A 14113-nucleotide genomic window follows, 5' to 3' on the forward strand; every position below is an offset into this window, starting at 1 on the left:
GCGTCAGGGTTTTTTGACAAGCCGGAGCACGACCACACGCTGCGCCGCCGAGTACGGGTCCTGTTCGGGATCGGCGCGGTCTTGAAAGCCAACTCCCCGCGCACTGATATCCGCGTCAGGCACGCCCCGGTCCCGCAGCATCGCCGCAATAGCATTAGCACGGTCGGACGAGGTCTGGTTCGCTCCGGCGGCATCACCGAAGCGTGCGCAATATCCCGTGACTTCGATCCGATACCGGCCGAGGCTCTGCCGGTATGCCGCCGCTACCGTGTTCACTACCTGCTCGGCCGCTGGCGGGTCGGCCAGTTCCGCGATATTGGGCTTGAACGCCGCGTTGTCGATGCGCAAGTCCCCGGTTGGCGGCGGTGGCGGCGGCTTGACTCCCTCGATTACCGGGACTGACGCGGAGTGCGGCCAGGCGGCCTTGATCGTGTTGTCGTGCACCGGTTCGCTCACCGTGGCGTGCATGCGTTCGGCCAAATCGGTGATGAAGACCGCGCGCCATGCCTCAGAAGCCGGGCTCAACGCCCGCTGGCCGTCGCCGACCGGCGTCATCAGCACCGGGTGCAGGCGCACCCCATCCAGGTCCAGGCGGCCCAGCGAGCCCTTCATCAGCTCGTCCACGGCCTGTTTGGGATCTGTCCCAGTCAGCATGCTGATAGTCAGCGGGTCCACCGATCCCGCGAACACCGTCGTGGACAGCCACACCTCCACCGGTCCGCCGGCCGCTCGTTCCTCGTCCGCCGCCGCCTGCAGCGCCGCGAACAGCGCGAACCCCTGCTCTTCCACCGCCGTTTCGCCCACTTTCGCCACCGCTTTGTCGAGCCGTGGTCTAAGCGCCTTTTCGACCTTGTCCTTGTCGGTGACCTGCTCCCCTTCCACCGTAAGCTTCAGGTCTTCGGTGTCCACCAAACGCGCCCGCTCACCCACGACCCAGGTGGCCAATTCCCCGCCGCCCGAGACCCCGATTTCCTGTGCCCGTACTCGAACCGACGCCGGCATCGCCGCCGACACCCTCGTCGTCTTCTCCGCGATCCACACCATCTTCGTACTACTCGGCACCCGCCCCGGCCCCAGAAGCAACAGCACCGCAAAAACAATTCCCAGCCCCGCCATCGCACCGGCAAAGACCTTGGCATTGGTCGACCACCGCCTGGGTTCTTCACCCAAACCGATGTGCTCGTAGTACCCCGCCATAAGGATCTCCACCGGGCTTTCACTCGCCACACAAGCGCGCCCTAATGGTCGCCACCCCGCGACTATTCGTTACCCGGATCAACCCCCATTCGGACCACACCCTTGCCCCTCCGCTTCCCTTCGAGTGAATCCTTCCATTTCCTGTAACAGGCGAGGGTGCGGTCGAGGCGAGCAACGAGGTGGAGAAGGCGCAGGCCAGGCCGACTCGAGCCCCATCCGAGCAACGCGACCCGAGTTGGCCGAGGGGCAAAGCGAGCCCGAGCAGACAACCGAGCGCACTGACAACACCCAACAGCGGGCGACACACACCGAGCCCGACTCAGGCGGCGACGCGACCGAGCACTGATCCAAGGGCGACGCGCAGCGAGCCCACCCCGGGGGCGATGGCGGAGCCGAGCCCGAAGGGGGTGCAGGGGGCGAAGCCCCTCCTGCCTTGGGGTGTGGGGCGAGCCCCACAAGCTCCGCGAAAGACAAAAGGCGAGCGCTCTGTGCGAGCACTCGCCCTCCATGTCTGGAGCCGCCTGTCGGAATCGAACCGACGACCTGCTCATTACGAGTGAGCTGCTCTGGCCGACTGAGCTAAGGCGGCGTGGTGCGTGACCACTATAGCGGGCGGGGGACGTGGCTCGCGCCGGGGTTGTGGGATGGGCGGGGTGACGGGGGTCTCATCCGGGTGGGTTCGCTCGTTCGCGCTAACGACGGGGGCGTCACCTGCGGTTACGTATGTCGTTAGCCCCTACGTGACGCCGGTCTCAGGCGCCGGTCACTGAGGAGGAAGCAGCAGATGCGTGGTCGCCCGCCGCTCGCCCTGGCACTGCCGGCCGCCATCGCCATGCTGGCGGTGGGCACGGGCCCGGCGTTCGGGGTGCCGACGACGACGCCGGTGCCGGGACCGGCGGATCCGAACCAGCCGCCGGCGTCGGCGGCGAACGGGCCGCAGCCGCTGGGGCACGCGGTGGGGGACGCGGGCGGGGGGCTGGCGGTGGTGCGACTCCTGCCGAACTCGGTGCCGACGTCGACGATCCTGCCGAACCTGCAGGACGAGCTGCCGAAGCAGCCGGCGGCGGAGGCGGGGTTCGGGCTGTCGAGCGCCCAGGCGAACTCGGAGGCGTACCTGTCGTACGAGCGGGCGATCGCGCAGGCGTCGCCGCTGGGGTTCGCGATCGCGGGCAACGCGCCGCAGACGCCGGGGGCGCTGTCGCAGACGGCGCTGCCGGACAACCCGCAGGCGACGACGGGTGGCCTGAACCCGCCGTCGACGCCGTTGGATTCGCTGGTGAAGGTGGGCCTGCTGAACGGCAGCGTGCACGCGCGCTGGAGTGAGACGACGGGCCCGTGCGTGGACACGATCGCGGACGCGCAGACGTCGCTGGCGGATCTGTCCGTCCTGAACGCGATTCCGAACCTGCCGAAGGTGACGGACCTCACGGGCCTGATCAACCCGAGCGCGAAGCTGGACGCGGGCACGGCGACGCAGGTGGTGGACTCGCTGAAGACGATGACGGCCCCGCTGAGCCAGCTGGGCGGCCTGTTGTCGGGCAAGCAGACGTCCGACGGCAAGGGCTCGCTGGTGAGCCTGCCGAACACGCTGAGCTCCCGGTCCGTGGTGAAGCTGGTGGACATCCCGGGCTCGCCGAACAAGGCGGTGCAGTCGACGTCCACGATGCAGGTGGCCGGCCTGAAGATCCTGGCGGGCACGCCGATGGAGCTGGACGTGAACGTGGTCAGCCAGCCCACGCTGCAGGTGACCTCGACCGGTGACCCGAAGACGTCGTCGGTGAACTACACGGCTCCGGTGCTGCAGGTGGTGCAGGGCGGCAAGACGCTGGGCACGCTGGACGCCGCGAACCCGAAGCTGGACGTGCCGATCGGCGTCCCGCTGCCGGGCGCGGACCAGCTGGGCAAGCTGCCGATCATCGGCGGTCTGCTGCCCAACGGCAGCGCGCTGCCCGCCGACCTGAAGAAGATCGACATCGGCGTGCTGCGGCTGCAGATCGCCGAGCTGGACCAGAAGACGCAGGCGATCAAGGGCCAGCCGTTCGACGGTTTCCAGCTGGGCGCGACGGCCCGGCTGCTGGACCTGCAGGTGTTGCCGACGGACGCGCTGGGCCTGCCGAACCTGCCGTCGGCGCTGGCGCAGGTGACGCTGGGCGAGCAGGTGGCCCGGGCGGTGGCGCCGACGGGCGGCGTGGTGTGCGGCTCGACGACGCCGGGCGCCCCGACGACGAACCCGGCCCCGCAGGGTGCGCCGCCGCTGGCCTACACGACCGCCGCGTACGCGACGATCCCGCTGTTCTGGACGGGCACCGCGTTGCTGCTGACCGGGGTGGTCGTTGTCGCGGCGCTGCCTTACCGCAGGCGGCGCCGCGACAACGGGTGACCTACCTCAGATGTCCAGCGCGAGCTTGGCCCGGTCGGGCCGCAGCACGCGCAGGATCGCCTCCATCATGTAGTAGTCCGCGTACGGCAGGCCGATCTCGACGCCGTCCTCGGCGGGCCGGTTCCGGGTGCCGCGCGACAGAATGGCGTCCGCCCGTGCGGACTTGGTGGTGAGACACGTCCGGCCGAGCGCGTCGAGGAACCGCAGCGCGGCGGCTTCGTAGCGCGGGTTGCCGGTGAGCTTGGCCAGGTCGAGCATGCCGGCGGCGTTGACCGTCGCCGCGGACGAGTCCTTGACGTCGTACGGCGCCAGCGGCGACCGGTAGTCCCACACCGGGATGTAGTCGTCGGTGATGTGCTGGATGGTCCAGTCCGCCAACCGACGTGAGGTGTCGAGGAACGCCCGGTTGCCGGTGCGGAGGTACATCCGCGCGAAGCCGTACACCGCCCACGACTGCCCGCGTGACCAGCACGACGTGGCGCTGTAGCCCTGCACGGTGTTCTGCCCGATCGCCGCGCCGGTGTCGGGGTTGAAGTCGAACACGTGGCAGGTGGTGTTGTCCGGCCGCACCATGTACTTCTGCGCGGTGGTCGCGTGCGCGACGGCGATGTCCTGGTACTTGCTGTCGCCGGTGACCTTGGTGGCCCAGCACAGCAGGTCCAGGTTCATCATCGTGTCGATGATCATCCGGCCGGCGTTGTCGGGCGTGCCCAGCGCGCCCCAGGCCCGGATGAACTGGCCCTTCTCGTTGAAGCGCTTGATCAGCTCGCCGGCCGCGACCAGCGCGCCGTCCCGCCAGGACGTGTCGCCGGTCAGCCGGTACGCGGTGACCCACGACGGCGTGAACAGGAAGCCCAGGTCGTGGTCGGTGTTCTTGGTTTCCCTGGGCGCCAGCTTCAACGCCCACGACTCCGCCAGCTGCCGGAAGAAGTCGTCGTTGGTGTAGAGGTAGGCCATCCACAGCTGACCGGGCCAGAAGCCGCCGACCCAGCCGCCGTCCGCGGCGTAGGTGTACTTCTCGAACTTGGTCCCGGTCGGGAACGCCGTCACTGTGGGCGCGACCGCCCGCAGCTTGGCCACGGCGTAGTCCATGGCCTTGCGCAGATTGCCGATCCCGTTGGACGAGGCGTCGGCGGCGGAAGCGGCGGGGTTGGCTACCAAGGCTCCTCCAGCGGCGACTGCGGCGCCGGCGATCAGGGTCCGACGTGACAGGGTCATCAGGGCACCATCCATCCGAGCACGGGGGTGGACTGCAGGTAGACGAGCACGCACAGGACCAGCAGCAGGCCGATGCTCCAGCCGAAGACGCGGCGGAACAGTTCGCCCTCCTTGCCCACCAGGCCGACCGCGGCGGTCCCGATGGCGAGGTTCTGCGGCGAGATCATCTTGGCCATGACGCCGCCGGAACTGTTGGCGGCGCCGAACAGGATCGGCGACGCGCCCAGCTGGTGCGCGGCGGCGAACTGGGAGCCGCCGAGCAGGGTGTTGGAGCCGACGTCGGTGCCGGTGATGGTGACGCCGAACCAGCCGACGACGGGCGAGAGGAACGCGAAGAACGCGCCGGTGCCGGCCAGCCACGAGCCGAGCGTGGTGATCTGCCCGGACAGGTTCATCACGTACGACAGCGCGAACACGGCGAGGATGGCGATGATCGCCCAGCCGAACTGCCGCACGGTCCGCCCGTAGATCTTCACCGCGGTGCCGATGCCGATCTTCAGCACGATCAGCGACAGCAGGCCGGAGACGAGCAGCAGGGTGCCGGTGGCGCCGAAGAAGTTGAGCGTGTAGCTGGTGTCCACCTTCTTGCCGGCGGCGTTCTGGACGCTCAGGCCCGGCCAGGCGAACTTCCACACGATCGCGTTGAGCGCCTTCTTGATCGGCGCGATCTGGGCCAGCGAGAAGACCACCACGATGATCGCGTACGGGGTGAAGGCCTTGATCACGTCCGCCCGGCTGTCCCGGACCTCCTCACCGCCGGTCACCGTCGCGACGCCACCGCCGCCACCGCCGCCACCCCGGCCGGTGGTCACGGTCGCGGTCGCCGGCTGCCAGACCCGGACCAGCAGCAGCACGGCGCCGGCCGAGACGATCGCGGCCAGGATGTCGCACAGCTGGTACGAGAGGTAGCTGGACACCAGGAACTGGGTGAGGCCGAAGCTCACGCCCGCGACGAGCGCGGCCGGCCATGCTTCCTTGACGCCCTTGCGCCCGTCGCAGATGTACAGCAGCACGAACGGCACGATCGCGGCCAGGAAGCACACCTGCCGCCCGGCCATCGCGCCGAACTGGTCGACCGGCAGGCCGCTGATCGGCCCGAGCGCGGTGATGGGGTTGCCGAGGCCGCCGAACGCGACGGGCGCGGTGTCGGCGACCAGCGTCAGCGCGGCCGCCTTGAGCGGATTGACGCCGAGCGCGATCAGCATCACCGAGCAGATGGCCACCGGGCTGCCGCCGCCGGCGAGCGCCTCGAGCAGCGCGCCGAAGGAGAAGGCGATCACGATGGCCTGCACGCGCGGATCGTCGCTGACCGAGCTGAACGCCCTGCGCAGCACCTCGAAGTGCCCGCTGTGCACGGTCAGGTTGTAGACCCAGATCGCGTTGAACGTGATCCACAGGACCAGCAGCACGCTGTTCGCGATACCGAAGAGGCCCGCGTCCAGCGTCTGGCCGACCGGCATGCCGAAGCCGGCGACGGCGATCACGATGGAGATCACCAGCGCCGCGATGCCGGCCCAGTGCGCCTTCCAGCGCAGCCCGCCGAGCAGCACGAGCACCGCGATCAGGGGTATCAGCGCCAGCAACGCCGACAGCGTGAGCGAGCCTGCCGGGTCGAGGGTCTGTCTGAACACTTCTCACCGCCTTTTTCCCAGGTTGCAGCCCGAATGGAGACCGGACCCCGTAACCGGCGGCGGTGGCCACGGGGGCACTTGTTCCGTAGGACGGAACGTAGTTCCATAGGTGGCGACATCGTGTCATCTGCATCCGACAATCGCCAGGGGTCAACCGCCGCTGCCCCCGCTAGCCCAGCAGGAGCACCACATGGAGGTCAGGCACCACACCAACCCCGCCCAGCTGCGCGGCTTCGACACCGCCCAGCTGCGGGAGAACTACCTGGTGGAGGACCTGTTCCGGACCGGTGAGGTGCGCACTGTCCTCACCCACGCGGACCGGGTCGTGCTCGGCGGCGCGGCGCCGGTGCCCGGTCAGCCGCTGGCGCTGCCCAACCCGGAGCAGCTGCGTTCGACGTCGTTCCTGGAGCGCCGCGAGATGGCCGTGGTCGTGGTCAGCGGCGCCGGCAGCGTCGTGGTCGACGGCGACAAGCACGAGCTCGGCCACCGCGACTGCCTGTACATCGGCCGGGGCGCGGTGGACGTGCAGTTCCACGCCGGCGACACGGAGACGCACTTCTACCTGTTCTCCGCGACCTCGCACGCCAGCTACCCGACCGCGGTGGCCCGCTTCGACGAGGTCGAGTTCGCCCAGCTCGGCGAGCAGGCAGGCGCCAACGTGCGGGAGCTGCGCAAGTACATCCACGCGGACGGCATCAAGTCCAGCCAGATCGTGGTCGGCGTGACCAAGCTGGCCGACGGCAGCGTGTGGAACACGATGCCGCCGCACACCCACGACCGCCGCACCGAGTGCTACCTGTACTTCGACCTGCCGGCCGAGGACCGCATCGTGCACCTGTGCGGCGAGCCGCAGGAGACCCGCAACATCATCGTGGCCAACGAGCAGGCCGTGGTGTCGCCGAGCTGGTCCATCCACAGCGGCGCCGGCACGCACTCGTACGCCTTCGTGTGGGCGATGGCCGGCGAGAACCAGGCGTTCACCGACATGGACCAGGTCGCCGTGACGGAGCTGCGCTGATGTTCTCGCTCAAGGGCAAGACCGCCCTGGTCACCGGGGCCCGCACCGGCATCGGCAAGGCGATCGCGGTCGGCCTGGCGCAGGCCGGCGCCGATCTCGTGCTGCTCGGGCACAGCCCCGACTTCGCCGAGGTCACGGCCGAGGCGGAGGCCGCGGGCGCGGCCGTCGAGACGATGATCGTCGACCTCGCGGACCCGGCGGCGGTCGAGCCCGCTCTGGCTGAGCTGCTGGCCCGGCGCGAGGTGGACGTGCTGGTCAACAACGCCGGCATCATCCACCGGCAGCCGGCGACGGACGTTTCGCTGGGCGACTGGCGGCGGGTGCAGGCGGTGAACCTGGACTCGGTGTTCGCGCTCAGCCAGGCCGTCGGCCGGCAGATGACCGCCCGCGGCTCCGGCAAGATCATCACGATCGCGTCGCTGCTGAGCTTCCAGGGCGGCATCAACGTCAGCGGATACACCACCAGCAAGCACGCGGTGGCCGGCCTGACCAAGGCGCTGGCCAACGAATGGGCGCCGCACGGCGTGCAGGTCAACGCCATCGCCCCTGGTTACATCGCGACCAACAACACCGAGGCGCTGCGGGCGGACCCGGACCGCGAGCCGGCGATCCGCGGCCGCATCCCGGCCGGCCGCTGGGGCACGCCCGAGGACCTGGTCGGCGCGGCGGTGTTCCTCGCGTCGCCCGCGTCGGACTACGTCAACGGTCACGTGCTGGTCGTCGACGGCGGGTGGATGTCGCGTTGACCGAGGGCGCGGTCGAGAAGGCTCTCGTCGTGCTGGCGGCTCTCGCGCAGCACTCCCGGATCAGCGAGCTGACCCGGGTGACCGGCTTCCCGAAGTCGACCGTGCACCGGCTGCTGCGCACGCTGGTGGACACCGGCTTCGCGGTGGCCACCGCGGACGGTGACTACCGCATCGGCCCGAAGGTGTTGGTGCTGGCCGGGAACGTGCTGCAGCCGGTGGACTCCGTCGAGCGGGCGCGCCCGGTGCTGGAGCGGTTGCAGGCCAGCACCGGGTGCGCCGTGCACTTCGCGATGCTGCTCGGCGACGAGCTCGTCTACGTGGACAAGGTGGAGGGCGGCAAGCCGTATCGGATGGCGTCCCGCATCGGCGGTCGATTGCTGTTGCACTGCACGGCGATCGGCAAGGCCGTGCTGTCCACAAGGGACATGGGCGGCCTGGAGCTGGTGGCCCGCACGCCCGGCACGATCACCGATCCGCAGCGGTTGCGGGCGCAGCTGGACCGGGTCCGCAGCTGCGGGTTTGCCTTGGACGAGCAGGAGAACGAGCCCGGGGTGCGCTGCGTCGGCGCCGCCGTGCGCAATCACAACGGGACCGTGGTCGGTGGGCTCAGCGTGTCGACGCTGGCGCTGGAACACACGCTGCCGGAGCTGATCGCGCTGGGGCCTCGGGTGGTGGCCGCCGCCCGTGACGTCTCCCGCGCGCTGGGGTACACGCATTAGCCTCGACGGATGGCAGTCCACGAGCTGTCCCGGACCGACGCGCGGCGCATCGCCGTGCGCGCACAGCTGCTGGGCAAATCCCGGCCGGCCGATCTGCACGACGTCGTGCGCGGGCTGACGTTGCTGCAGGTCGATGCGACCGCCGCGGTCGCGCCCAGCGCGGATCTGGTGGTGTGGAGCCGGCTCGGCTCCGCGTACTCGCCGTCGGAGCTGGCCGACGCGTTGGCCAAGCGGTCCCTCGTGGACCTGCGGCAGATGATCCGGCCGGCCGAGGACATCGCCCTCTACCGCGCCGAGATGGCGGTGTGGCCCGGCGAAAACGCCTCCGACTGGCGCAAGTACCAGCACAAGTGGTTGCGTGCCAACGAGATCTGCCGGCAGAACATCCTCAACCGGCTGGACGCCGAGGGGCCGCTGCCGGCCCGCGCGTTCGAGGACACGTGCGTGGAGCCGTGGAAGTCGAGCGGCTGGACGAACAACCGCAACGTCACGCAGATGCTGGAGTTCATGGTCCTCGCCGGCGAGGTCGCCGTGTCCGGCTACGAGAACGGCGGCCGGGTGTGGGATCTGGCCGAGCGCATCTACCCCGACCAGCCGGCCGTGCCGCTGGCCGAGGCCCTGCGGCTACGCAACGAGAAGCGGCTGCGCGCGCTCGGCATCGCCCGCGCGAAGGGCCCGGAGTGCCCGGTGGAGCCGGTCGACGTGGGCGAGGCCGGCGAACCGGCCGTCATCGAGGGCGTTCGCGGTCAGTGGCGGGTCGATCCGGCCCAGCTCGGGCAGCCGTTCGCCGGCCGGACCGCGCTGCTGCCGCCGCTGGACCGGCTGATCCACGACCGCAAGCGAATGACCGAGATCTTCCAGTTCGAGTACCAGGTGGAGATGTACAAGCCGGCGGCCAAGCGCCGGTGGGGCTACTACGCGCTGCCGATCCTGTACGGCGACGAGTTGGTCGGCAAGGTCGACGCCATCGCCGACCGCAAGGCGGGCGTGCTGCGGCTCAACGCCGTCCACGAGGACGAGCCGTTCACCAAGGCGATGACGGCGGCCGTGCGGCGGGAGATCAGGGATCTGGCCAGGTGGCTGGAGATGGACCTAGTCGAGAAGGACTGACAGCTCCTCCAGCAACCGCAGCACCCGCTCCGCCTTCTCCGTTCCCACCACCTCGGCGATGGTGTCGTCGGCCGGCCTGCCGGCCCGCCGCATGATCGCCCGGTGGGCGATGTCGGCCAGTGTCAGCCGGGTACGGCGGCGGTCCTCGGGGTCCGGCGCGGCGACGATCAGGCCCTGCTCCCGCAGCCGGGACACCGACGCCGACACGTGGCTCTGGGCGAAGCCGGTGCGGGCCTGGATCTCGGTGACCACGCTGCCGGGGTGCTTGAGCACGTCCTCCAGCACGGCGACCTCGCCGGGCGTCAGCGCCGTGTCGCCGGCGTCGGTGGTGACCTGGCGGGCCAGGTCGATGAGCCGCTTGCCCAACCGGTGCAGCCGCACGCCGTCCATGGTCCGACAGATTACATCGTTGGCGATTCATCGGTAGCGATGTAATCTGCCGGCATGGACGAGGTGAGCAAGACGGCGCTGGGTGTGGCCCGCGTGCGGGCGGTCGAGAGCGAGCGGCCGGACCGGCTGTTCGACGATCCGTGGGCGGCGAAGTTCTGTGCCGCGCGGCCGGATCAGGTCCCGGCCGGCGAGCGGACGCCGCTGTCGCTGGCGTTCGCGTTCCACGCGATCATCCGCACCCGGTTCTACGACGACTACCTGCTCGCATCCGGTTGCCGGCAGGTGGTGCTGCTCGCCGCCGGCCTGGACAGCCGCGCGTTCCGACTGGACTGGCCGGCCGGCACCAGCCTGTACGAGTTGGACCTGCCGAGGGTGTTGGCGTTCAAGGAAACCGTGCTCGCCGACGCCGAACCCCGTTGCCGACGGACGGTCGTGCCGGCCGATCTCCGGGAGAACTGGGCCGAGGCCCTACAGGACAGGGGTTTCCGGCCGGAGGAACCGACCGCCTGGCTGGCCGAGGGGCTGCTGATCTACCTCACGCCGGAAGACGCCGACCGGCTGTTGTCGACCGTCACGGCGTTGTCGGCCGAAGGCAGTCGGATCGCGTTCGAACGCGGCGACCGGTCCTACCAGGACCAGGCGCTGAATTCTCCGTCCATGCAACGGTATTCGGCGCTCTGGAAGGGCGGTCTCGACCGGCCGGCGCGGGAGTGGCTGACCGAACATGGTTGGCAGCCGACGGAACACGCCCTGGGTCCGATCGCCGAGTCCTACGGGCGGCCGATCCGCAAGGAGACCGCCAGCGGATTCGTGACCGCTATCCGCGGTGCATCGACGTGATCATCGCTTCGATGGCGAAGCGCGGCTTCACGTTCTGCTGCAAGGCATCCCGGCACGCCAGCACGGCCTCCAGCCGCCGCAGCGTCGACTCGGACGTCCACATCGACGCGGCGTTGGAGATGTCGTTGGCACGGTCGGGATGCATCAGCGGCACGTCCGCCTGCGCCCTCGTCACCAGCACGTCCCGGTAGAAGCCCATCAGGTCGACCAGCGCCAGGTCCAACGAGTCGCGCTGGGTCCGGGTGGCCCGCGACTTCTGCCGTTTTTCCAGTTCCTTCAAGGCGCCCGCGGCGCCTCGGGTGGCGGCGGCGGTGCCCTTGCCGGTGCCGCCGGCGCCCATCGCGGTCTTCAACGCCTCGGTCTCGGCGACGTTGCGCTCCTCGTTCGCGGCGACCGCGTCGGCCTCCGCGGCCTTCACCAGGGCGTCCGCGCTGCTGAAGATGTCGCCGAACCGCCGCAGCCCCAACGGAATCGCCAGCACCGACTCGCGCCGCTGCCGCGCCTCCGGATCCGTCGCCAGCCGGCGGGCCCGGCCGATGTGGCCGCCGCAGACCGACGCCGCCCACTGCGCGGTCGCCGGCTCGATGCCGTCACGGTGTTCCAGCACCTCGGCGATGGCCGCCGTCGACGGCGTGCGCAGGCCGATGGCGCGACAGCGGGACCGAATGGTCACCGAGATGTCGTCGGGGTGGTCGGACGGGGCGCAGAGCAGGAACACGGTCCGGTCCGGCGGCTCCTCGACCGCCTTGAGCAGCGCGTTGGCCGCTCCCTCGGTCAACCGGTCGGCGTCCTCGATGATCACGACCTGCCAGCGCCCGGTGGTTGGCCGCTTGGCCGAGACCTGCACCAGCGCCCGCATCTCGGCCACCGAGATGGACAACCCCTCCGGCACGACGAGCCGCACGTCGGCGTGCGTGCCGTGCATGGTCGTGCGGCAGGCCTGGCACTGGCCGCAGCCGCGCGGGCCGGCCGGGGCCTCGCACTGCAGGGCGGCGGCGAAGGCGCGGGCAGCGGTGGACCGGCCGGAGCCGGGCGGACCGGTGAACAGCCACGCGTGCGTCATCGCGCCCGGCGTGGTCGGCCGGCCGGCGACCAGGTCGGCCGCGGCCTCGGCGGCGGCACTGAGCACCTCGACCGCGTGGGGCTGGCCGACGACGTCGGCCCACACCGTCATGCCTGCACCTTCTCGGTCACCCTGTCATGATGCCGCGCGGCCAGCTGCCGGTGCGCGAAGACCCCGGCCAACGCGGCGACCACGGCCGCCACCACCAGCGCCGGCCGCACGCCGACCAGCTCCACCAGCACCGGCGCCATCGTCGTGGCGGCGAACAGCACCACCTTCACCAGCGCCTGCACGAAGGCGTTGACCCGGCCGCGGACCTCGTCCGGCACCTGCGCGCCGATCAGCGTCAGCCCCGTCACGAAGGCCACGCCCGCGCACGCGCCAACCGCGCCGACGGCGGCCAGCGCGAACCACAGGTGCGGGGCCGCCGCGACGGCGAGCAGCAGCGCGCCGGCGGCGACGATCGCCACGCCGAACGGCAGCCGCAGCCGGGGCGTGCCGACCACGCCGATCACCAGGCCGATGAACATCGCGATCACCAGAGTGCCGAACGCGGCCTCGCCGCCGCGCAGCTCGTTGGCGTACGGGCGGGCAATGGCGATCACAGTGCCGCCCGCGGTCAGCGCCCCGACGATGCCGATCACCAGTCCGCGCACCAGCCGGCTGCCGCGCACGTAACGCAGGCCGTCGCGGGCCATGCCCGGCTCGCCGGTCGGCGGCGCCTCCCAGCGACCGGACGCCTCCGGCAGCCGGGTCGCGATCACCAGCGCCGAGCTCAGGTAGAGCAGGCCGTTGATCACCACGATGACGTGCACGTCCGAGTGCGGGGCGATCGCCGTGATCACCGAGTACAGCCCGGCGCCGGTCAGCAGGGCCAGCCCGTAGGTGGTGACGAGGGTCAGCTGGCTGGCCGTCTGCACCTGGTCCGGGCGGTGCAGCAGGGTCGGCAGCGCCGAGTCCTTGGCCGGGATCCACAGCATCGAGCAGCAGCCGACCATGAAGTTCGCCGCCAGCAGCCACCATGTCGTCCCCACGACGGCGATGGACAGGAACAGGGCGCAGCGGACCAGGTCGGTGGCGATCATGACCTTGCGGCGGTCGAAGCGGTCGGCCAGGTGGCCGGCCAGCGGGGCCAGCAGCAGGCCCGGCAGCAGCTGGGTGGCGACGACACCGCTCAGCGCGAATTCACTCGATCCGGTGAGCGTCACCAGCAGCGAGGACAGGCCCAGCAGCGACAGCCAGTCCCCGACGCAGCACAGGTACGCGGACGTCCAGAGCCGGCGGAACGCCGGGATGCCCAACACCTCGGCGGTACGCCTCATCGCTGCATACCCACGACCACGACGACCGCCATCAGCGCGATGAAGAGCAGCACCACCGCGCAGCCGACGCAGCCGGCCGCGGAGTTGCGGCGCTGCGCCTGGATGGCGGCCGGCGCGGGCGGCAGGCCACCCGCCGCCTGGAGCCCGATGGCCGGGGCCGTCCGAGTGCGTTGGAGGCCGGGCGCCGGCGGCAGCGGCGCCGGTTGGACCGGCGGCGCGGCCCGGCGGGCCCGATCCCGGGCCAGTTCACGGCGGGCGGCGGCGCGCACCTGCTCGATGTCGACCGTCACCGGCGGCACGGGCGGCGGCACCACCGTGTCCGGCACGTCCTCATAGGACTGCGAAGACGAGCCCAGGGGATCGGTCATCGCCGCCGGAGCGAGCCCGCCCAACGCGTCCGGATACACCGGCAGCGGCGGCAACGCCTGGGTGCCGTCCGGCCCGAACTCGCCTGCCATGCCCCAAGCGTAAACCGCCTG

General features: G+C 70.7%; 13 protein-coding genes and 1 tRNA gene. 6 read left to right on the forward strand and 8 right to left on the reverse strand.

The window, feature by feature from the left end; translation table 11 throughout:
* Positions 1-3: 3 nt before the first annotated feature.
* Complete coding sequence (locus BJ998_RS17445; RefSeq protein WP_184862976.1) at positions 4-1197, reverse strand: OmpA family protein; 1194 nt, start codon at positions 1195-1197, stop codon at positions 4-6.
* 512 nt (positions 1198-1709) lie between these two features.
* Positions 1710-1786: transfer RNA gene (locus BJ998_RS17450), tRNA-Thr, on the reverse strand.
* Positions 1787-1981: 195 nt separating this feature from the next.
* Between BJ998_RS17450 and BJ998_RS17455 the strand changes: the two genes are divergently transcribed.
* Positions 1982-3577 (forward strand): hypothetical protein, encoded by a 1596-nt coding sequence (locus tag BJ998_RS17455; RefSeq protein WP_246488613.1) that lies wholly within the window; start codon positions 1982-1984, stop codon positions 3575-3577.
* A 6-nt stretch (positions 3578-3583) separates the two neighbouring features.
* Here the strand turns inward: BJ998_RS17455 and BJ998_RS17460 are convergent, their stop codons facing one another.
* Together BJ998_RS17460 and BJ998_RS17465 are read right to left on the reverse strand one after the other, a co-directional pair.
* Entirely contained in the window at positions 3584-4795 is a 1212-nt protein-coding gene (locus BJ998_RS17460; RefSeq protein WP_184862978.1) for a glycoside hydrolase family 88 protein, read from the reverse strand.
* Complete coding sequence (locus BJ998_RS17465; RefSeq protein ID WP_184862980.1) at positions 4795-6426, reverse strand: L-lactate permease; 1632 nt, start codon at positions 6424-6426, stop codon at positions 4795-4797. The genes BJ998_RS17460 and BJ998_RS17465 overlap by 1 nt, the downstream gene beginning before the upstream one ends.
* 190 nt (positions 6427-6616) lie before the next feature.
* On the opposite strand from BJ998_RS17465, the gene kduI reads away from it, so the two are divergent.
* The 4 genes from kduI to BJ998_RS17485 are packed head-to-tail and all read left to right on the forward strand — an operon-like array spanning position 6617 to position 10019.
* Positions 6617-7444 (forward strand): 5-dehydro-4-deoxy-D-glucuronate isomerase, encoded by an 828-nt coding sequence (kduI, locus tag BJ998_RS17470; protein ID WP_184862982.1) that lies wholly within the window; start codon positions 6617-6619, stop codon positions 7442-7444.
* A complete protein-coding gene (gene kduD, locus BJ998_RS17475; protein ID WP_184862984.1) occupies positions 7444-8190 on the forward strand; it encodes a 2-dehydro-3-deoxy-D-gluconate 5-dehydrogenase KduD in 747 nt (248 codons plus the stop codon). Before kduI ends, kduD begins: the two co-directional genes overlap by 1 nt.
* Positions 8187-8909, forward strand: a complete 723-nt coding sequence (locus BJ998_RS17480; protein WP_184862986.1) for an IclR family transcriptional regulator — start codon at positions 8187-8189, stop codon at positions 8907-8909. The genes kduD and BJ998_RS17480 overlap by 4 nt, the downstream gene beginning before the upstream one ends.
* 9 nt (positions 8910-8918) lie before the next feature.
* Complete coding sequence (locus tag BJ998_RS17485; RefSeq protein WP_184862989.1) at positions 8919-10019, forward strand: DNA glycosylase AlkZ-like family protein; 1101 nt, start codon at positions 8919-8921, stop codon at positions 10017-10019.
* Here BJ998_RS17485 and BJ998_RS17490 read toward each other — a convergent pair.
* A complete protein-coding gene (locus BJ998_RS17490) occupies positions 10002-10409 on the reverse strand; it encodes a MarR family winged helix-turn-helix transcriptional regulator (protein WP_184862992.1) in 408 nt (135 codons plus the stop codon). The genes BJ998_RS17485 and BJ998_RS17490 overlap by 18 nt on opposite strands.
* Before the next feature lie 54 nt (positions 10410-10463).
* Here BJ998_RS17490 and BJ998_RS17495 point away from each other — a divergent pair, with 54 nt between their 5' ends.
* Positions 10464-11249: an SAM-dependent methyltransferase gene (locus tag BJ998_RS17495; RefSeq protein ID WP_184862994.1), complete on the forward strand. Its 786-nt coding sequence runs from the start codon at positions 10464-10466 to the stop codon at positions 11247-11249.
* On the opposite strand, the gene BJ998_RS17500 is transcribed toward BJ998_RS17495, so the two are convergent.
* Genes BJ998_RS17500 through BJ998_RS17510 form a run of 3 tightly spaced genes read right to left on the reverse strand, consistent with a single transcriptional unit; the run spans position 11227 to position 14092 of the window.
* The gene (locus BJ998_RS17500; RefSeq protein WP_184862996.1) at positions 11227-12423 is read right to left on the reverse strand and encodes a DNA polymerase III subunit delta'; all 1197 of its coding nucleotides are present in this window, start codon (positions 12421-12423) and stop codon (positions 11227-11229) included. The two genes, BJ998_RS17495 and BJ998_RS17500, sit on opposite strands and share 23 nt — an antisense overlap.
* A complete protein-coding gene (locus tag BJ998_RS17505; RefSeq protein ID WP_184862998.1) occupies positions 12420-13634 on the reverse strand; it encodes an MFS transporter in 1215 nt (404 codons plus the stop codon). Before BJ998_RS17505 ends, BJ998_RS17500 begins: the two co-directional genes overlap by 4 nt.
* Positions 13631-14092: a hypothetical protein gene (locus BJ998_RS17510; protein WP_184863000.1), complete on the reverse strand. Its 462-nt coding sequence runs from the start codon at positions 14090-14092 to the stop codon at positions 13631-13633. Before BJ998_RS17510 ends, BJ998_RS17505 begins: the two co-directional genes overlap by 4 nt.
* Positions 14093-14113 lie beyond the last annotated feature (21 nt).

The organism is Kutzneria kofuensis (assembly GCF_014203355.1).
Classification (GTDB): domain Bacteria; phylum Actinomycetota; class Actinomycetes; order Mycobacteriales; family Pseudonocardiaceae; genus Kutzneria; species Kutzneria kofuensis.